The following is an 18,659-nucleotide window of genomic DNA, read 5'->3' on the forward strand; positions in this document are numbered from 1 at the left end:
AGAGAAATGAGCATGCTGGCGCACAGAGTCCAAATGGACTTGCTTAAGGCCATTGATAGAGATGACCTGGTTCTACCCACACTACCGGAAGTAGCGTTAAACATTCGCAAGGCCGCGGAAAACCCTGAAATCAGCGTCAGTAACTTGAGCAAGGTCATAGGTCGTGACACCGCGCTGTCAGCCCGACTGATCAAAGTGGTCAACAGCCCGATGTTGCGTGCCACCCGTGAGGTGACTGACCTGCACACGGCCATCACCCGCCTGGGTGTTAACTACAGCAGCAATCTGGCGATCGGGCTGGTGATGGAGCAGATTTTCCATGCCCGCTCCGAGGTGGTCGAGCAGAAAATGCGCGATGTATGGCGCCAGAGCCTGGAAGTGGCCGGCATCTGCTACACCCTGTGCCGCCGTCATACCTTGCTCAAGCCTGACCAGGCGGCACTGGGCGGCCTGGTGCACCAGATCGGCGTCTTGCCCATCCTGACCTACGCCGAAGAGCACAACGAACTGCTTTCCGATCCGGTTTCGCTTAACCACGTCATCGACAGCATTCACCCGCTGATTGGTGACAAGCTGCTGGCAGGCTGGGAGTTTCCGGAAATGCTGCTAAAGATTCCCGGGCAGTATCAGGACTTTTCCCGGCAAACCAAAGCCATCGACTACATCGATCTGGTGCAAATCGCTACCGTGTTTATGGGGCAAGACATGGAAGCACTGGTCGCCCTGCCCGCGCTCAAGAAGTTGAAGGTGCAAGCTGATGACCTGAAGTTTCAGGAGCAACTGCACGAAGCGCGCTGGATGCTTATCTGAACCTCTGAATCTGTGGGAGCGGGCTTGCTCGCGATGCAGACGACGCGGTCTGTCAGTTACACCGAATCGATTCAATCGCGGGCAAGCCCGCTCCCACAGGGGATTTGACGCCGGGTCGACTGGCCAGGGTATTTATCCATCCATGTCACAGGACTAGCGCCCATTGGCCGGCACAAAACTCACCCGCACTTTCAACCCGCCCTGCACGCCATCATGCAAACTGATATGGGCAAGGTGGGCGCGACAGATTTCACCCACAATCGCCAGCCCCAGCCCCGACCCGGCCACCTGCTGATTACGTCGATAGAAGCGTTCAAATACCCGTTCGCGATCTTCATGGGGAATGCCCGGACCATCATCTTCGACTTCCAGCACGGCAGGCGCTGTCACGCGCAAAATCACATTGCCACCCACCGGTGTGTGAGCCATGGCGTTGTCCACCAGATTGCTCAGCAGTTCATGCAGCAACGTAGGCTCACCGTACAGCCAGACCGGCTGGTCGGCCTCAAGCGCCAGGGCAAACCCGCGGGCATGGGCCAGCGGCGCCATGGCCATGCCCAGCTCGCGGGCCAACTGACTCAGGTCGAGCAACTGCGCACCGCCTTCGGCAATAGCCCGGGCGCCGTTTTCGATGCGCGCCAGCGACAGCAACTGATTGGCCAAATGGGTCAACCGGTCCGTACCCTGGGCCGCTTGCTCAAGGGTATGGCGCAAGGTCTGCGGTTCCTTTGCACGCAAGCCCAATTCAAGCTGGGCCTTGAGGACTGCCAGAGGTGTGCGCAACTCATGGGCAGCGTCAGCAATAAACTGCGCCTGACGAGCGAACTGCCCACGCAAACGCTCGGTAAAATGATTGAGTGCCTGCACCAATGGCCGTAGTTCTCGCTGCACCGACACCAGCGGCAAGGGTCGCAGATCATCCATCTCGCGCTCCTCCACGGCGCTGCGCAAACGCTCCAGCGGGCGCAGTGCGGCGCTTACGGCAAACCACACCACCAGTAATGCCCCCAACCCCAGCATGCCCAGGCGCAGCAAGGTGTCCGCCATCAAGCTACGGGCCATGGCCACCCGTGCTTCGTCGGTCTCGGCCACACGAATTTCCGCCATGCCGTTCATGCTGGGTTCGCTCACAGCCTTGAGCAAACTCACAACGCGCACGTTCTGGCCGAGATAAGTGCCATCATAAAAACGCGCCAACGCCGGATAATCATCGGTCCGCGGCGTGCCAGCTGGCGGCGCGGGCAGATTTTCATAACCGGAAATCAGCTTCTGATGAATATCATTGACCTGGTAGTAGATTCGCCCGGCGCTGTCGTAGGCAAAGGTATCAAGGGCAACGTAGGGCACATCCGCACTCAGGCTGCCATCACGCTGCGAGAGCCCGGCGGCAATGGTTCGTGCCGATGCCAGCAGGGTTCGGTCATACGCCGTATCGGCGGCCTCGCGACCGTTGAAGTAAGCGCTCAAGCTGCTCGCCAGCATCAACACAACCAGCAACAGCGTAAGGTGCCACAACAGGCTCCAGCGCAAGCTGTCGAGCTTAAACATCGCGGCCTTCCAGCAAATACCCCAGGCCCCTGAACGTCACGATCGCCACTGCCTGGCCGTCGAGTTTTTTACGCAGTCGGTGAATGTAAATCTCGATGGCGTCCGGGCTTGCCTCCTCATCCAGGCCAAACACCTGAGCGGCCAGTTGCTCCTTGCTCATGACCCTGCCAGGGCGCGCTATCAGCGCTTCCAGTACCGCCTGCTCGCGGGAGGTCAGCACCAGCAGCTCATCACCAAGGGTGAAGCGCCGGGTTCCGAGGTCGTACACCAGGGCGCCGCATTGCTGCAGCCGCTCACCACCCAGCACACTGCGCCGCAGCAGCGCCTTGACCCGGGCTTCCAGCTCCGTCAGCTCAAATGGCTTGGCCAGGTAATCATCGGCCCCCAGGTTAAGCCCGTGAACCCGGTCCTTGACGTCACTGCGCGCAGTCAACATCAACACCGGCAAGGTTTTGCCACGGCCTCGCAAACGCGCCAGCACTTCAAAACCATCCATGCGCGGCAAGCCTACATCCAGAATTGCCACGGCATACTCTTCACTGCTCAAGGCCAGGTCGGCGGCTACGCCATCATGCAATACATCCACGGTCAGGCCTGTGCCTTTCAGGGCTTGGGCAACACTCTCGGCCAGCTGTAGCTGATCCTCGACCAAAAGCACACGCATCGGTTTTACCTCGATTTTTTGTCCTGGCCGCAGCCTTTTGTGCGCGGAGTGTACAGACGGCAGGAGTGCTGTGAAGCGCAAAAACAGTGAATCTGTTTTGAAAGGTTAGCGAAAGGTTGGCCGGTTAGCATCGCGAGACTGACAGTAATGCCTGTCGCCGTCATGCGCTGCATAACGGCCCGAAAAACGCCTCGAAGCGTTTTCGCCAATAAGAACAATAATGGAGCACCTGCATGCTGACTTATCAGCCAAAAGCCCGCCATCTCTATATTTTTTCCGTACTAGCCCCATGCGCCTCTGCGCCTGCGAGCCGCTTTGTGCTGCCTGCACACTGCCCTCACTACGGCCGAGGATCGGCTCTGCAGCGATGAATTTGCACAATCAAAAACTGCTCTATAAAAACAAAAATTCCTGAGGAGACACTATGAAACTGCCCCTGCGCACTCTGGCTATTGCGGCCGGCTGCATGCTCTTCACTGGCCAACTGCTGGCTGAACCCAAACGCCCCGAATGCATTGCCCCGGCGTCCCCTGGCGGTGGCTTTGACCTGACCTGCAAACTGGCGCAAAGCGCACTGGTCAACGAGAAGCTGCTGAGCAAACCCATGCGTGTGACCTACATGCCGGGTGGCGTGGGGGCTGTTGCCTATAACGCCGTGGTCGCCCAGCGCCCGGCCGATGCCGGCACCCTGGTAGCCTGGTCCAGTGGCTCATTGCTTAACCTGGCCCAGGGCAAGTTCGGCCGCTTCGATGAAAGCGCCGTGCGCTGGCTGGCAGCGGTCGGCACCAGCTACGGGGCCATTGCGGTGAAGAAGGACTCGCCCTACAAAAATCTTGATGATCTGGTCCAGGCCCTGAAAAAAGACCCGAGCAAAGTGGTCATTGGCTCAGGCGGCACCGTGGGCAGCCAGGACTGGATGCAGACCGCCCTGATCGCCAAGGCCGCCGGGATCAACCCCCGTGACCTGCGTTATGTGGCCCTGGAGGGTGGCGGTGAAATCGCTACCGCGCTGCTGGGCGGCCATATTCAGGTAGGCAGTACGGATATTTCCGACTCCATGCCCCATATCCAGAGCGGTGATATGCGCCTGCTCGCCGTATTCGCCAACGAGCGCCTCGATGAGCCGGAGATGAAGGACATCCCGACGGCCAAGGAACAGGGCTACGACATTGTCTGGCCTGTCGTACGCGGCTTCTACCTGGGGCCAAAAGTCAGCGATGCAGAGTACGCCTGGTGGAAAGAGGCTTTTGACAAGCTGCTGGCGTCCGAAGACTTCGCCACATTGCGTGATCAGCGCGAACTGTTCCCCTTCGCCATGACCGGCCCGGAGCTGGACACCTATGTGAAAAAGCAGGTGGCTGACTACAAAGTCCTGGCCCAGGAATTCGGCCTGATCCAGTAACCGCCGCCGACCACTGGCTGTGCCCCTGCACCCAGGGGCACAGCCCAGGAGTAAACCATGCTTGCACAACGCGTATTTGCTTCGGCCCTGCTGCTTGTCTGCGCCGGTTTGGCGGCGATGGCCTGGCCTTATCAGGCAGCCTTTTCCTACGAACCCGTTGGTCCTCGCGCTTTCCCTTTGCTGATGCTGGCATTAATGGGACTGGGGCTGACCTACATGATCTTTCGCCCCTCCCCCGTGGTGCACAGCGAAGATGACCCCAAACTGGATCGTGAAACCCTGACCAAGATCGGCCTGTGTATCGTGCTGTTGCTGATCTTCGCCGGCACCTTCGAACCTCTCGGTTTTATCCTCAGCAGCATCCTGGTCGGCATCCCGCTGGCGCGTCTGTATGGCGGTCGCTGGCTGCCCAGCAGCGTGATCATCAGCTTGGTGAGCGTTGGCCTTTATTTACTCTTTGATAAAGCCATGGACGTTCCGCTGCCGCTTGGCCTGCTCGACGTTCTGGAGGACTGATATGGATACTTTCGGCTATTTGGGCCAGGGCTTCGGCGTCGCGCTCAGCCCGTACAATCTGGTCACAGCCCTGTGCGGCACCTTGATCGGCACCGTGGTCGGCCTGCTGCCGGGGCTTGGCCCAATCAACGGGGTCGCCCTGCTGATCCCCATCGCATTTGCCTTGGGCCTGCCACCGGAATCGGCGCTGATCCTGCTGGCGGCGGTGTATCTGGGCTGTGAATACGGCGGGCGTATCAGCTCGATCCTGCTGAACATCCCTGGCGAAGCTTCGACCGTGATGACCACCCTCGACGGCTACCCGATGGCGCGTAAAGGCCTGGCTGGCGTGGCGTTGTCGCTGTCGGCCTGGAGCTCATTTATTGGCGCCTTTATCGCCACCTGCGGCATGGTGCTGTTTGCTCCGCTACTGGCCAAGTGGGCGATAGCCTTCGGCCCGGCGGAGTATTTCGTGCTGATGGTGTTTGCCATTGTCTGCCTCGGCGGCATGGCCGGGGACCGTCCGCTCAAAACCTTTATCGCTGCGCTTATCGGCCTGTTTCTGGCCTGCGTGGGGATTGACGCCAACAGTGGCGTATACCGCTTCACCGGCGACAACATCCACCTGACTGACGGCATTCAATTTGTCGTGCTGGTACTGGGTTTGTTCTCCATCAGCGAAATCCTGTTGCTGCTGGAAAAAACCCATCGCGGCCAGGAAGCGGTTAAGGCCACCGGGCGCATGATGTTCAATTTCAAGGAAGCGTCTGCGGTATTCGCGGTGAATATCCGTTGCGGGCTGCTCGGTTTTATCATGGGCGTCCTGCCGGGTGCAGGTGCCACACTGGCCAGCGCCGTGTCCTATATGACGGAAAAACGCCTGGCGGGTACTTCCGGCAAATTCGGCGAGGGTGACATGCGCGGTCTGGCGGCCCCCGAAACCGCAATCGGTGCTTCCGCTTGTGGGGCGCTGGTACCCATGCTGACCCTGGGCGTGCCGGGTTCGGGCACCACGGCAGTGATGATCGGCGCCCTCTCGCTGTACAACATCACCCCCGGCCCGCTGTTGTTTCAGCAGCAGCCGGATATCGTCTGGGGTCTGATCGCGTCATTGTTTATCGCCAACGTCATGCTGGTGATCCTCAACATCCCGATGATCCGTATCTTCACCCGGATTCTGTCGGTGCCTAACTGGGCGCTGGTGCCCGCAATCGCCATCATCACGGCCATTGGTGTATACGCCGTGCACGCGACCACCTTCGATCTGTTCCTGATGATCGGTATCGGCATCTTCGGCTATATCCTGCGCAAGCTCGACTTCCCGCTGTCTCCGGTATTGCTGGGGTTTATTCTGGGCGGGCTGATGGAGCAGAACCTGCGTCGCGCACTGTCGATATCCAACGGTGCGCTGGATATCCTGTGGGCGAGCCCGATCACCCTGGGTGTCTGGGTACTGACGACAATCATGTTGTTGCTGCCTGTCATTCGTATCTGGCGCAAACGCAGCGCTCAACGTCGCGCTCTGGCCAATGCCTGATTCAGGACTCAAGCACTGGTGGGGCACGCCGCTGGTCGGCCTGGCTGGCGGCTACCTCGCCAGCCAGATCGGCTGGCCGTTACCGTGGATGGTCGGCTCTCTGCTGGCGATCATCCTGGTGCGTTGCCTGACACCCTGGCAACTGGCCGAGATTCCCGGCGGGCGTAAATGCGGGCAGTGGATTGTGGGCATCGGTATCGGCCTGCATTTCACACCTGTGGTGATGGAGCAGGTGCTGGCGCATTTCTGGCTGATCCTGGCGGGCGCCCTGCTCACCAGTGTGTCGAGTGTGATCGGTGTATGGCTGATGCGCCGCAGCGGTGAGGATCGCGCCACTGCGTTCTTCTCCAGCATGCCCGGCGGTTCGGGGGAGATGGTCAACCTCGGCGCACGCAATGGCGCCGTATTGAGCCGCGTCGCTGCTGGGCAGAGCCTGCGCGTACTGACCGTTGTGCTGTGCGTTCCGGCAGCCTTCAAGTATTTGTTGGGCGAAGGCACACCCGCCATGCATCCTGCTGCCATTAACCCTTACTGGCTCGCGGTGCTGTTTCCGGCAGGTGCCTTGCTGGCCTGGATCTGGCAACGCCTGCGCCAGCCAAACCCGTGGCTGTTCGGGCCGCTGCTGGTCAGTGCCAGCGTGAGTATTTCATGGGATTTGCATATAGGCCTGCCAGACGGCAGCAGTCAGATGGGGCAGTGGCTGATTGGCAGCGGGCTGGGCTGTCATTTCAATCGGGCATTCTTTCGGCGGGCGCCGTCTTTTATCGGCAAAACCCTGCTGGGCACAGCCCTGACCATGTTGATAGCCAGCCTGTGTGCACTGGGCTTGAGCGCCCTCACCCAACTCGATCTGCGCTCGATGACCCTGGGGATGATGCCGGGCGGCATTGCAGAAATGAGCCTCACCGCAGAAACATTGCAACTGTCAGTGCCCTTGGTTACCGCGTTGCAGGTGATGCGCCTGATCTTCGTGCTGTTTTTGGCTGAACCCCTGTTCCGCTATTGGGCTCGCCAGGATGAAGCCAACCCTTCCTGACAACAAGTGCTGGCACACCGGCTATTGCGCTGAGTGTGCCTTGTACCGCTGAGTCATGACTTAAACCGGTGGCAGTTTCCAGTCGATCGCAGCCAGGCCGTTTTGCTCAAGGAACTTGTTGGTTCGGCTGAAGTGGCCGTTGCCTATAAAGCCCCGATACGCCGATAGCGGCGATGGATGCACCGACGTCAGCACCAGGTGTTTGGTCGCATCGATCAGTTTTTGCTTGCTCTGGGCATGGGCGCCCCACAGCAGGAACACCAGCTTGGGTTGCTGCTCGCTGACCACCTGGATAATCCGGTCAGTAAAATGCTCCCAGCCCTTCTTGGCATGGGAGGCGGCATTGGCGCGCTCCACCGTCATCGTGGTATTGAGCAGCAAAACGCCCTGCTCTGCCCAGTGTTGCAAGCAGCCGTGAGGGGCGATATCAATATTCAGGTCACGCTTGAGCTCTTTATAGATATTGACCAGCGACGGCGGTGTCGGGATACCGGGCTGTACTGAAAAACACAAACCATGGGCCTGACCGGGGCCGTGATAAGGGTCCTGACCAAGAATGACCACCTTGATCTTGTCCAGCGGCGTCAGGTTAAGGGCATTGAAAATAAGCGGACCCGGTGGGTAAATCTCTTTTCCGGCCGCATGTTCCTGGCGCAGGAACTCGCGCAGCTCGGCCATGTAAGGTTTATCGAACTCCTCACGCAATGCCTGTTTCCAGACAGGTTCAAGTTTTATACGGTCATCCGGGGTCATGGGTAAGTCCTGAGAAACAATGGGGCGGACACTAGAAAACCCCGTCCCTGTTGTCAACATCCCCATCCGTCGCGTCCGGCGCCATGCAAGCGGGTCAGGTGCTTGTGCCGGGGTCATTGCCGGTTCGACCGTGAACGCTGATCTTGCTGAACCTTTAATACTGAATGAGGGGTGCCTGAACCTCTTGCACAAGCACAGGGCTATTAATCCCTTGATGATTCAGCTGTTCGCGCTGAATCAGCGGCGCCTGAACCTCTCGCACAAGCACAGGACTATTGATCCCTTGCTGATTCAGCTGTTCGCGCTGAATCAGCGGCGCCTGAACCTCTCGCACAAGCACAGGACTATTGACCCCTTGCTGATTCAGCTGTTCGCGCTGAATCAGCGGCGCCTGAACCTCTCGCACCAGCACAGGGCTATTGATCCTTTGCTGATTCAGCTGTTCGCGCCGAATAAGCGGCGCCTTAACTTTTTGCCTGACCACAGGGCTATTTACGCCCTGATTTAACAGTGGGGCGGAACGCACGTCGGCTCGCTGATGGTGCCTGGGATACACAGGATAATTTATACAAGCAGACAAGAATGCACTTATTAAAACAACAGTTATAACGCGAATATACATAAAAACCTCTCAAACCAAAGACAGTGCTCCCGCCCCATCGGAAGATATAAAAAACCGCGCACACTTCATTCAATATCTAAGAAACCAACCAAACACTCTCGAATTCACACCCCACAGCCATGCAGAGTAGTCAGCCAGACTCCCTGCCTGGCCGCATCAGCTGGATAAGGCATTACCGGACACGCAAATCAATTCCGTACCGAAAACGAGCACCCATTGGTGTCAGATGAGTTGCACTCATAAAAAGCCAGCCCAAACCCGCTGGTATACATCTTCCAGTTTCTAGCCTCCACCAGAGTCATGGCGTCACCGGAAGCATCCGGATTATTATAATGCAAGTTCAGAAGTGACCTGTCCGCCGCCCTGTACTCGCAATACCCGATCCGCCCCGTAGACCCTGCCTCGTTATTGGCTGGATAAAAAACAGCGGCTTCGAATGTTTTCAACGGTGACGCTGTCGGGGCGCTTGCCACAGCGATCCATTCAGCTGCGGAAGCATTGGCTGGCGCCGTATAGATACCATTTCTGAGCGTCACGGTTTCAGCACGCGGACAACTTTCAACCACACTGGCTAAAGAAACCGAAGAATAAAACAACATCGCACACAACAAGTACACGTATTTCATATACGCCCCCAATCAAATACTGAAAATTGTTCACGACAAGCAACTTGCCGCCCCCCCAATCCTAAACGGACATTATTATTTAACAACAGGTTATTATGTAGGGAATTTCCTGAGGATACGTGCGATCTTCTTTATCCTCAGCACCTAATCAAAAAGACCCAACCTCCACACTGATTATAAATAACGATCGTTTTCCTACCCTTGTAAGGATTATTATCAAGCCATCAACTATTTCCATGGACATGCTGAAATGACCACCCCTGACCTGTGCCCAGCATGCGGCGCTCGAAACGACTGCGCCATGGCCAGCCCGGATATCGCGGCTCAATCCTGCTGGTGCCATACCGTCAATATTGATCCCAAGGTCATACAGGCATTACCACTTGAGCTACGTGACCTCGCCTGCCTGTGCCCTCGTTGCGCGAACGTTGCAAGTCAATTGCCGCCTGCACGGGCGCAGAGCCTCACGTAAGATACGCGCATGAATTCCTTGTGATTGATCGCTATGCGTTTAGACCGTTTTCTGAGCAACCGCCCCCAGTTCAACCGCCAGCAAGTACGCTTGCTCCTGATAGAGAAGCGCATCCAGGTTGATGGGCAGGTTATCTGCGATCCACGTCACGAAATCCGGGCATTCAGCCAGGTTGAGTTCGACGGGCAAATCTTGCAGGCAGGCAAACCGGCGCGTTACTTCATGCTGCACAAGCCACCCGGATGTGTAAGCGCCACCCAGGATGCGGAACATCCTACGGTGATCGACTTGCTGGATGAGCCGGACAAACACGACCTGCATATCGCAGGTCGGCTGGACTTCAACACCAGCGGGTTGATGCTGATTACCAATGACGGCCAATGGTCGCGTCATGTCACTCAGCCCGAGACCAAGATGCCCAAGGTGTATTACGTCGAGACCGAGCAGGAAATTACCAACGCGTATATCAGCAAATTTCGTGAGGGCGTCTATTTCGCTTTTGAAGACCTGACCACGCAGCCCGCCGGGCTGGAACTGCTTGGCCCTTGCAGTGCGCGCCTGAGCATCGTTGAGGGCCGTTATCATCAGGTCAAACGCATGTTTGGCTTCTTCAACAACAAGGTCGTGCGCCTGCACCGCGAAAGCATCGGCCCCTTGGTGCTCGACAGCCTGCTGGCCCCCGGCGAGTACCGGGCGCTGAGCGAGCAGGAAGTTGTGCAATTCCAACCCACTCCAGCAAATTAGCCGGCAACGAGGCCCACCCCTTTCTGTAACAATCACAGAGCACCATCAGTCAGACCGACGCTCGATTCACTGGAATCTGACGCCATGATGAAGCCCGAAATTGCCGTGCTCGACATTCAAGGCCAATACCGTATCCATACCGAGCTTTATCGTTGCGATACGGCGCTAAACACCATCATCCTGGTGAATGGTTCGATGGCCACCACTGCGTCCTTTGGCCAGACCCTGAAAAACCTCCACCCGCATTTAAACGTTGTTCTCTATGACCAGCCCTACGCGGGCAACTCCAGGCCTCATAACCCTCATCAGAAGATGCTGACGAGGGAAATAGAAGCTCAAATTTTGCTGGAGCTGATAGAGCATTTTGACGCGAACTACCTGCTGTCATTTTCATGGGGCGGGACAGCGGCACTTACCGCCCTGGCGTGTGCGCCGCGACGCATCGAAAAGGCCGTGATCAGTTCGTTTTCGCCGCTGATCAACGACGCCATGCGCGATTACCTGGAGCGTGGCCGTCATTGCCTGGCAGCTTGCAACCGCACTCAGGTGGGCAACCTGGTCAACGACACACTGGGCAAGCATTTGCCGCCATTGTTCAAGCGTTTCAACTTCAGGCACGTCAGCAGCCTGGCCGAGCATGAATACGCGCAAATGCACTTTCATATAGACCAGGTCCTGAACAACGATCAGCAAGGCTTTCTCAGTGCCACGCAGGGTATCGATATACCGGTGCTGTTTATCAATGGCCAATGGGACGAATACACCGTGGCCAGCGACGCCCGGCACTTTGCCCAGCCGATTGCCAACAGCCGGTTCATCAGCCTGGAAAACACCGGGCATTTTCTCGATATGGAAAACAGGAGCGCCAGCCACAGCAGTAAAAACGCCCTGCTCGAGTTTTTAAAGCCAACCCGACCTCACCCACCCTCACTGTCGTTGTGAGGGTGCCCGAGGCAATCAACAGAACGAAAAAGCTGCTAAAACAACACATTTCAAGAATAAAACTTCTCATCGCTGCCATCTTCTGGTACAAAGTCAGCCGCTCTGAGCGGGTGTCGTATAATGGTATTACTCCAGCTTCCCAAGCTGATCACGCGGGTTCGATTCCCGCCACCCGCTCCATTTTTATGTTTCAACATGCTCAGACATGTAGCGAAACCCTAGAGAAACCGGCCCCTGTAGCCGGTTTTTTTGTGCCAGCATGTTCATGCTTGTCACCGCTTATCCTTGTATGTTTTGTATGGCTCTGTGTATGGTGCGGAAATCACATAAGTTTTCCATACAAAAAAGCCATGAAAAGATCTGATATCAAGCGTCGTCCCCTTGCTGATACCGTCCTCTCGACCCTCGAAGCAGAACTCAAGGAGTACCGAGAGTCATACGGTATCGATCGGCTGTACTTCGTTGTAAGCGCTAATGGCCGCAAGCGCTGGGAGGTACGTTATAAAAAGCCAGATGGCAAATGGGGTTGGCATGGCCTTGGAAGCTACCCAGACGTGACGGCCAAGAAGGCCCGCGAAAAGGCACAAGCAGCACAGACGCTGGTATCAGATGGTATCGACCCAATACACCACAAAGCAGCCCTGAAGGCTGCCCGCGAAGCCTCTGTCCTGAATCCTTTCCACGAGTCAGTAGCCTACTGGTTTCAGCGTAAAACCGATGACGGCCTTGCCGAAAGTACCCTGCGACTGATGCGCGGTTATCTGGACAACGACATATTGCCGGCCTTGGGCAATAAACCGATCGCCGAGATCACCCCGAGGGACTGCGCATTGCTTCAGGAGAAAATCGAGGCCAGGGGCGCAACCAACACCAGGGACAAGATTCGCGTGGCCCTACGCCAGATATTCAGCCAGGCAATCGCTCGAGGCTTATGCGAAGTCAATCCCGCCTCCGAACTGGTGAGCATCGCCACCAAGACTCCGAAGGCGAAGCACTACCCTCACCTGCTGGAACCTGAGTTACCGGCCTTCCTGCAAGCACTCTGCACCAGCACCAGCCGCACGCCAGCCCGAACGGCAACTTGGCTATGTCTGTGGACAGCATCCCGGCCCGGTATGGTTCGCTGGGCTGAGTGGTCAGAAATAGACTTCGTCACCGCTCTATGGACGATCCCTGCTGACAAGATGAAGATGCGCCGCGCTCATATGGTGCCACTGAGCAAGCAAGCCTTGGAGGCCCTACGCGAACTTCATCGAATCACCGGTCGGGGTCGCTATTTGTTCCCCGGCATCGGTGCGAAGCAGCCGGTTATCAGTGAGAACACCATAAACCTGACGCTACGCAAGATCGGCTACAAGGGCCGCTTGGTCGGCCACGGTACACGCCACACGGCCAGTACCCTCCTGCGCGAACACGGCTGGGACAAGGATCATGTCGAGGTACAGCTCGCACACAAGGAAGAAGGTGTAGCGGGCATCTACAACCAAGCCCAGTACCTACCACAGCGTCGCGCCATGATGCAGTGGTATGCCGACTATCTCGACTGCCTGGCCAGCGGCATGACGCCAGCCCAACGCGCCGACTTTGACCGACGCATCAACACCGTAGAAAGCAACGTTATCGAATTAGTGAAGCGGGCATAACCGGTTTTCGGTTGGCCTAGGGGAGCTCCCGAAAAGCAGGCACCCACCTGCGAGGCTGGCCGTTCTTTTTGTAGTTTTGGGCTCTTGAGGAAGAGAGAAAGTGAACGGTTCAACGAGAGTTGTAGATTATCTCCCGATCAAAGAGGCGGCCAAGTTTTTAACGGAACGTACCGGAAGAGAGTTCAAGGAACTGGACATTTTTCAGGAGGCCAGAAACGGTCACATAACGCTCTCTGCCGACTTTCTCGCCACAACCAAAGTCAATGTTGGCACTGTAGAGCCAATGATCAGCCTTCCTGGGAGCCGTGTTCAATATGAAGAATATCGGCATAACCCGCACTTCGGCGTAGTAAGTGGCACTTTCGACCTCTGGATAGAGGCGCCCGGCTCGAATATGCACGAAGTCATAGATGGTGACCTGCAAATTGGACGCACCCTTCCAGACGGCCTTCACTTCAGGACAGACCGTCTCCTTCGAGTCATTGAGCTACTCAACGACGATGGCACAAAAGCAAAAAAGCTGCCCAAGTATGCGCGCTGGGTCGTTCGCAGATCATCGCTGGAGCGCTATCTAAACCCCAATACTGCGCCTGCCGAAGAAGAAACATTTCAATCAAGGATTCAGACATATAGCAGGCTCGAATGGCTTACCTTAGAGCAGGCAAGCGACTGGATTGAGATTATCTCCGGCTCGGCAGTGGACGACAGCTATCTCTATGCAATGGCTGAGTTTGGCTACTGCTCAATGTACGTCGATGCCTTAGGCTTGGAAGGGCAAGCCGAGGTGAAGCAACGGCCATTTACTCAGCAAGCCGTTCGCGGCCTCGGAATATGCGAAGTCATTACACCCGTGGTAGGCAAAGGGGAGAACACGTACCTTTGCGGGCCGGCTGAGCCGATAGAAAGCTACGACGACGATAGGCAGGAACCAATCGGCCATTGGTGGATATCTCCAAATCAGGATTACGAGCCTCTGTTCAAACCTACCGAAGTCGAAAAAATCGGGAAGATGACTACAGCCTCTGGCTGGTCGTCACATACATCCGCTGTTGCCAAAGCCCCGCTAGCCGTCAAGCCAGCTGATGAAATCATCGAGGAAGCCGAAAGCAGCCAGGTTAGCGCCGAAAATGAATCTGGCGACCCCGTAGGCATGGCCCCGTCAGAGCACAACCAAACCCAGGACACACCCAAGCCTGAACAAACCGCAAAGAGGGCCGCTATGCAGGCAGCCTGCACTATGGCGACAGAACTATGGAAAGACCCCGAGTTTGAGAGCCTGCGTAAAATGGATATGGCTGGGCTAATTCGCGGGAGGCTAGTGGAGACAGAGCATAAAGACGTGTTACCCAATACAGCTGCCGCCATAGCTAAATGGCTGTTAGCCGGAGGCGTCGTGCCCGAGCACGCCAAAAAACCAGGCAGGGGAAAAGGTTTGTAGAGAGAGTTGGAAACGGTTATCTAGATTTCAGGCACGGTTATCTAGATTTCGAGGTGGCGAGATAGTTTTTTGCCCGCGTTTCCACCAATAGTCTTGGCATCGCCGATCAAATGGAGACAAGGCGATGCAAAACAACACTATCCTTCAAAACATTCAGGCCCACGTTCCTGGCCTGGCTCAATTGCTCACTATCAGCGACGTGTGTGGCCTGCTTCGCAAATCGCGCGGCGGCCTCTACCGTCTCATGGATACTGACCCTGCCTTCCCCCGCCCACTCAAGGACGGCGAAGCCCGAAGCGCACGTGCATTCTTCGTGGCAAGTGAGATTGCCAGCTGGCAACAGAACAAGCTGCAGGCGAGGGCTGCCTAAGTGACGGACACAAAAAAGGCCAACCAAACGGCCAGCCCTAAAAAAACTCACGTTGATCATACCAGTGAAGAGTCGCTCATCAAAGCGGCCAGCGCATTCAGTAAGCAATCTCGCATCCTGGCTCACCTGCTGGCTGGCGAGTCGCTTAACCGCTTTGATGCTGAGCGTTTGGGTGATCATTGCCTGCCGACCACTATCAGCAGCCTGACAAGTCGCTTCGGCCTGCTGTTCCAGCATGAGCCAGAGCAGGTGCCAAATCGCTTTGGTGGCCTTACTCGCGTGGTACGTCACAGCCTGCCGGAAAGCCAGCGTGACAATGCCCGCAGCGCCCTGGTGCGGATGTTGGACGGTAAAAATCTGAAGGTGGCGGCATGATCGCTCTTGCTAACACTCCTACCTGCATGTATCGTTTCTCTGTCGCTGCAAATTCAGCGATCGGGATTGGCGTCCCGAAGATTAGGCGGACACACCGCCACAAGAGCGGTTTTTTTGTGTCCGCAGCATGGCAGGCCTTTATGGGCGGGCCGTGTGGGGCCTCTTCGGAGGCGCCGGAACCTAATCCCGGTACGCCAACCTGCACGGTTCCTCCCACCCTGATTGGCGTCAGGAGGGCGGAGTCTAAAAATCAGATTAGGACTCAAGCCATGACTACTCGTCACATCCTCAGCCTCACCCCCTCCAAAGCTCGTGCTGCTTATCACCGCGCTATTGCTATGGCAGCCCTGCATGCCGACTCCTCCCTGTCCGTTCGCCTGAAACGCTACAACGCCGCCATGGCCAAAGCCCGTAGCTTTGAAGCACAGGAGGTGGCCCAATGAGCGCCGTTGCCCAACTGAAGAAAGCAGCACCTGCTAAACCGGCCGTGGACTTCCAAGCGCATGCCGAAAGCGATGCCATCCTTATGCGCCGATCTGGCCGCGCCATGGGGGCGATCGCGGGGTTGATAGGCGAGAACCTAAGCCGTCTTGATATCGAAGACGACAGCGACTTCCTGACCCCCTCCGCCTTGAGCGGCCTTCTGGAAGCCGTCCAGCTCCTTGCAGATCAACTGGCAGAGCGTGGTGAAGATCTTGGCGAAATTATCGCCGCTGGGGGTGTGTAATGAGCGCACCACTCACGGCAGTGCAAATCATCAAGAGCACTCACGACGGCATTAACAGTGCCTCAACCGTATTCGAACTCGATAGCGCGATGAACGCGGGCGATGGCTGCCTGAACACGTTGCGCCAGCTTGAGTTGATCGATAACGGCCAGTGGATCCGAGAAACCAACGATCTTTGCTCTCGCACGGAACGTCGTCGCACCGAACTGTTGGGGAACTAACTGAACATGAATAACCAAACCTGCAACACAGTGGGTGCGCTCCCGGCTTGCTCGAAGAAAGCCACCGAACTCTGGTACGTCACCCATCCGAAAGCCCCCAAGGCACTTCTCGGCCCCTTCCTGACTGAGGCCGATGCCGAGTGTGGCCGCGTCGTGATGCGCAGCGCCGATGCCGTGGTGACAGCCTGCCTGGTCGACTCAATCGATGAACTCACCTACTGGCACGGCGTGAACAACGGCCAGGTCTGCCGAGCCTTTGCTGGCGCTGATCGCCAAGGGGTGAACCATGAGTAAGACAACCTATCTCACACCTCAGCAGCTCTTCGAGGAATCGATGCGCAATATCGCCCGGTCGACTAGCCCTGCCGAAGTTGATCGGGCTGGGAATAAGGCCATGGATCGCTTCGACGCACTCCTGCTCATCGGCGAGATTGACCTGGCTCAAGCAGGAGATTGGGCCATGCAAGCCTGCCACAAGGCTACCGATATGTTGCTGCTGATCCGCGAGGCTGATAAACGCGCTGCTGAGGCTGGCGACGCCCAAGGGGGTGATTAATGGCCGGCGACTGGATCAAGATGCGCGTTTCCCTGGCAACTGACCCTGCAGTAATTGGCATGGCCACAAGTCTCGATCGCTCGGAGTTCGAAGTGGTTGGCATGCTCCACCATCTTTGGTGCTGGGCAGACGCTCATTCACGTGATGGTCACGCTGACGGCGTGACAGGGAAGTGGATTAACCGCTTCATCCAGTGTGACGGCTTCGCTGACTCCATGGTGAAGGTGGGTTGGTTGCAGATCACCGATACTGGAATCGTCTTCCCTGATTTCGACCGTCACAACGGTCAAAGTGCCAAGGCGCGGGGCTTGGCGGCCACTCGCAAGCAGAAACAGCGATCTACTGTCACGGAGCAAGCGGGACAATTGTCACGCATTGAGCGTGACAAAGACGTGACCAGAGAAGAGAAGAATAGAGAAGAGAAGAATAGAAGCAATACCCCCCCTCCCCCCGCGGGGGAGGATGGCAACGGCGCGCCGAAAGAGGTTGAACAGGACGGGCATGGATCTGGCCAATCGGGGCAGATGAGCCACGAAAATGATCTGCCTGAAGGCTTTGAAACGTTCTGGAAAACATACCCACGCAAGACAGCCAAGACGAACGCGTTGAAGGCTTGGGCGAAGCTGAAACCAAATGCCGAGTTGATCTACAAGATCATGCAGTCAGTTGCCTATCACTGTCTGTGCGCGGACTGGCTCAAGGATGATGGCCAGTACATCCCACACCCTGCCACTTGGTTGAACGGTAAGCGCTGGGAGGACGAACTTCGTCCTGTCGATAATGTTCATCACCTACCCGCGCGCCGGGGGGCAATAGAGCCTATCGACTTTGATTCGACCGACTGGCTCGAAAGGGCGACAGACGAGATGAACCAATGAAGCCAGCCAATAACGTCGCCAAGCCAGTCCAGCAGATAATCGCGCCCTACAAGGTTCGCGACGGCCATCTGCCAAGGGCTGCCCCATCTCGTCCGGCGCCCGCCGAAGTCCTTGCCACCATGACCCCGGAGGCCAAGCGCGCGGTAACCGTGCTGGTCAACTCGCTGTTCAAGGAAATCCGCGCCTGCTGCTCAGCGTGGGAGCAAGCCTGGGGAAAGACTGATCAGCTGGAGGCTGCAAAAATCCAGTGGGTGAAAGCCTTCATCGAAAACGACATCCGGGACTGGCAGCAGGTCGAGTACGGGCTTCGTGGCCTCAGAGCCTATGGCAAGGACTTTGTGCCGTCGCCCGGGGCGTTTCTCGGCTGGTGCCGCCCAAAGCCAGAAGATCTTGGTTTGCCGGCGGTGGATATCGCCTACACCGAGGCCTGCACGAAGTCGCACCCGTCGGCCCGGAGTGGAGCCAGGTGGAGCCATCGAGCCGTTTACCAGGCAGCGATCGAGGTGGGAATGGATTGTCTGGCCAGCCTATCCCGAGAGGCAAGCCTAAAGCTGTTCACTCATGCCTACACGGTGATAACTCGCCGAGCCATGGACGGGAAGGCGCTCGATGGTGGGCTGGCTTTGGCGATCGGGCACGACAGCCAGAAAGCCCCGCCGGTATTGGCTGATGAATTAGCTGAGCAGCTGCTGCGTCAGCGCATGGAGCGCCAAGGTATTCCGGAGAGTGGCCACGCCGCGCGCGACATCCTGAGAGCGAGAATGGGGCGCTCTGTCATGAACACCACCTAGCTTTGGGCT

Annotated in this window: 24 protein-coding genes and 1 tRNA gene; 21 read left to right on the forward strand and 4 right to left on the reverse strand. The window is 57.1% G+C overall.

Features of this window, described 5'->3' with window-relative positions; genetic code table 11:
* The first annotated feature begins 6 nt into the window (after nt 1-6).
* A complete protein-coding gene (locus HBN79_RS17020) occupies nt 7-810 on the forward strand; it encodes an HDOD domain-containing protein (RefSeq protein ID WP_095001354.1) in 804 nt (267 codons plus the stop codon).
* Between the two features lie 153 nt (nt 811-963).
* Here the strand turns inward: HBN79_RS17020 and HBN79_RS17025 are convergent, their stop codons facing one another.
* Together HBN79_RS17025 and HBN79_RS17030 are read right to left on the reverse strand one after the other, a co-directional pair.
* On the reverse strand, nt 964-2,358 hold the full coding sequence (locus tag HBN79_RS17025) for a sensor histidine kinase (RefSeq protein ID WP_095001353.1): 1,395 nt from the start codon (nt 2,356-2,358) through the stop codon (nt 964-966).
* Entirely contained in the window at nt 2,351-3,022 is a 672-nt protein-coding gene (locus HBN79_RS17030) for a response regulator (RefSeq protein ID WP_095001352.1), read from the reverse strand. Before HBN79_RS17030 ends, HBN79_RS17025 begins: the two co-directional genes overlap by 8 nt.
* Before the next feature lie 424 nt (nt 3,023-3,446).
* Between HBN79_RS17030 and HBN79_RS17035 the strand changes: the two genes are divergently transcribed.
* From HBN79_RS17035 to HBN79_RS17050, 4 genes are read left to right on the forward strand one after another with little or no spacing between them, the layout of a single operon-like run.
* Nucleotides 3,447-4,424 carry a tripartite tricarboxylate transporter substrate binding protein gene (locus HBN79_RS17035; protein WP_095001351.1) on the forward strand — a complete coding sequence of 326 codons (978 nt, stop codon included), beginning with the start codon at nt 3,447-3,449 and terminating at the stop codon, nt 4,422-4,424.
* Nucleotides 4,425-4,481: 57 nt separating this feature from the next.
* The gene (locus tag HBN79_RS17040) at nt 4,482-4,940 is read left to right on the forward strand and encodes a tripartite tricarboxylate transporter TctB family protein (protein ID WP_095019724.1); all 459 of its coding nucleotides are present in this window, start codon (nt 4,482-4,484) and stop codon (nt 4,938-4,940) included.
* Nucleotide 4,941: 1 nt separating this feature from the next.
* Nucleotides 4,942-6,456 carry a tripartite tricarboxylate transporter permease gene (locus HBN79_RS17045; RefSeq protein WP_095001349.1) on the forward strand — a complete coding sequence of 505 codons (1,515 nt, stop codon included), beginning with the start codon at nt 4,942-4,944 and terminating at the stop codon, nt 6,454-6,456.
* Complete coding sequence (locus HBN79_RS17050; protein WP_153400206.1) at nt 6,449-7,492, forward strand: AbrB family transcriptional regulator; 1,044 nt, start codon at nt 6,449-6,451, stop codon at nt 7,490-7,492. The genes HBN79_RS17045 and HBN79_RS17050 overlap by 8 nt, the downstream gene beginning before the upstream one ends.
* 60 nt (nt 7,493-7,552) lie before the next feature.
* Here HBN79_RS17050 and ung read toward each other — a convergent pair whose 3' ends face one another.
* On the reverse strand, nt 7,553-8,245 hold the full coding sequence (gene ung, locus HBN79_RS17055; protein ID WP_095001347.1) for a uracil-DNA glycosylase: 693 nt from the start codon (nt 8,243-8,245) through the stop codon (nt 7,553-7,555).
* A gap of 130 nt (nt 8,246-8,375) precedes the next feature.
* Between ung and HBN79_RS17060 the strand changes: the two genes are divergently transcribed.
* A complete protein-coding gene (locus HBN79_RS17060; RefSeq protein ID WP_169916921.1) occupies nt 8,376-8,753 on the forward strand; it encodes a hypothetical protein in 378 nt (125 codons plus the stop codon).
* 302 nt (nt 8,754-9,055) lie between these two features.
* Here the strand turns inward: HBN79_RS17060 and HBN79_RS17065 are convergent, their stop codons facing one another.
* Nucleotides 9,056-9,493, reverse strand: coding sequence for a DUF3757 domain-containing protein (locus HBN79_RS17065; RefSeq protein ID WP_095001345.1), 438 nt, complete (start codon nt 9,491-9,493; stop codon nt 9,056-9,058).
* 250 nt (nt 9,494-9,743) lie between these two features.
* Here HBN79_RS17065 and HBN79_RS17070 point away from each other — a divergent pair, with 250 nt between their 5' ends.
* The 15 genes from HBN79_RS17070 to HBN79_RS17140 all read left to right on the forward strand — a co-directional run bounded on the left by HBN79_RS17070 (nt 9,744) and on the right by HBN79_RS17140 (nt 18,650).
* Nucleotides 9,744-9,965 carry a cysteine-rich CWC family protein gene (locus HBN79_RS17070; protein ID WP_095001344.1) on the forward strand — a complete coding sequence of 74 codons (222 nt, stop codon included), beginning with the start codon at nt 9,744-9,746 and terminating at the stop codon, nt 9,963-9,965.
* A 33-nt stretch (nt 9,966-9,998) separates the two neighbouring features.
* The gene (locus tag HBN79_RS17075) at nt 9,999-10,709 is read left to right on the forward strand and encodes a pseudouridine synthase (RefSeq protein ID WP_095019718.1); all 711 of its coding nucleotides are present in this window, start codon (nt 9,999-10,001) and stop codon (nt 10,707-10,709) included.
* A gap of 87 nt (nt 10,710-10,796) precedes the next feature.
* Nucleotides 10,797-11,651: an alpha/beta hydrolase gene (locus tag HBN79_RS17080; RefSeq protein WP_169916950.1), complete on the forward strand. Its 855-nt coding sequence runs from the start codon at nt 10,797-10,799 to the stop codon at nt 11,649-11,651.
* 106 nt (nt 11,652-11,757) lie between these two features.
* A tRNA-Gly gene (locus HBN79_RS17085) sits at nt 11,758-11,831 on the forward strand.
* 170 nt (nt 11,832-12,001) lie between these two features.
* On the forward strand, nt 12,002-13,294 hold the full coding sequence (locus tag HBN79_RS17090) for a tyrosine-type recombinase/integrase (RefSeq protein ID WP_169916922.1): 1,293 nt from the start codon (nt 12,002-12,004) through the stop codon (nt 13,292-13,294).
* Nucleotides 13,295-13,394: 100 nt separating this feature from the next.
* Nucleotides 13,395-14,732 carry a hypothetical protein gene (locus HBN79_RS17095; RefSeq protein WP_169916923.1) on the forward strand — a complete coding sequence of 446 codons (1,338 nt, stop codon included), beginning with the start codon at nt 13,395-13,397 and terminating at the stop codon, nt 14,730-14,732.
* A gap of 124 nt (nt 14,733-14,856) precedes the next feature.
* Nucleotides 14,857-15,102: a transcriptional regulator gene (locus HBN79_RS17100; RefSeq protein ID WP_169916924.1), complete on the forward strand. Its 246-nt coding sequence runs from the start codon at nt 14,857-14,859 to the stop codon at nt 15,100-15,102.
* On the forward strand, nt 15,103-15,477 hold the full coding sequence (locus HBN79_RS17105; RefSeq protein ID WP_169916925.1) for a hypothetical protein: 375 nt from the start codon (nt 15,103-15,105) through the stop codon (nt 15,475-15,477).
* A gap of 269 nt (nt 15,478-15,746) precedes the next feature.
* Nucleotides 15,747-15,920 carry a hypothetical protein gene (locus HBN79_RS17110; RefSeq protein ID WP_169916893.1) on the forward strand — a complete coding sequence of 58 codons (174 nt, stop codon included), beginning with the start codon at nt 15,747-15,749 and terminating at the stop codon, nt 15,918-15,920.
* Nucleotides 15,917-16,204, forward strand: a complete 288-nt coding sequence (locus tag HBN79_RS17115; protein WP_169916926.1) for a hypothetical protein — start codon at nt 15,917-15,919, stop codon at nt 16,202-16,204. Before HBN79_RS17110 ends, HBN79_RS17115 begins: the two co-directional genes overlap by 4 nt.
* Complete coding sequence (locus HBN79_RS17120) at nt 16,204-16,425, forward strand: hypothetical protein (RefSeq protein ID WP_153367455.1); 222 nt, start codon at nt 16,204-16,206, stop codon at nt 16,423-16,425. Before HBN79_RS17115 ends, HBN79_RS17120 begins: the two co-directional genes overlap by 1 nt.
* Nucleotides 16,426-16,431: 6 nt before the next feature.
* The gene (locus tag HBN79_RS17125; RefSeq protein ID WP_153438701.1) at nt 16,432-16,719 is read left to right on the forward strand and encodes a hypothetical protein; all 288 of its coding nucleotides are present in this window, start codon (nt 16,432-16,434) and stop codon (nt 16,717-16,719) included.
* Nucleotides 16,712-16,981, forward strand: coding sequence for a hypothetical protein (locus HBN79_RS17130; RefSeq protein WP_169916927.1), 270 nt, complete (start codon nt 16,712-16,714; stop codon nt 16,979-16,981). Before HBN79_RS17125 ends, HBN79_RS17130 begins: the two co-directional genes overlap by 8 nt.
* Nucleotides 16,981-17,859, forward strand: a complete 879-nt coding sequence (locus HBN79_RS17135; protein WP_169916928.1) for a Pyocin large subunit-like protein — start codon at nt 16,981-16,983, stop codon at nt 17,857-17,859. The genes HBN79_RS17130 and HBN79_RS17135 overlap by 1 nt, the downstream gene beginning before the upstream one ends.
* Nucleotides 17,856-18,650 (forward strand): replication protein P, encoded by a 795-nt coding sequence (locus HBN79_RS17140; RefSeq protein ID WP_169916929.1) that lies wholly within the window; start codon nt 17,856-17,858, stop codon nt 18,648-18,650. Before HBN79_RS17135 ends, HBN79_RS17140 begins: the two co-directional genes overlap by 4 nt.
* Nucleotides 18,651-18,659: the final 9 nt, after the last annotated feature.

The organism is Pseudomonas sp. WS 5051 (assembly GCF_012985715.1).
In the GTDB taxonomy this organism is placed as follows: Bacteria; Pseudomonadota; Gammaproteobacteria; order Pseudomonadales; family Pseudomonadaceae; genus Aquipseudomonas; species Aquipseudomonas bubulae.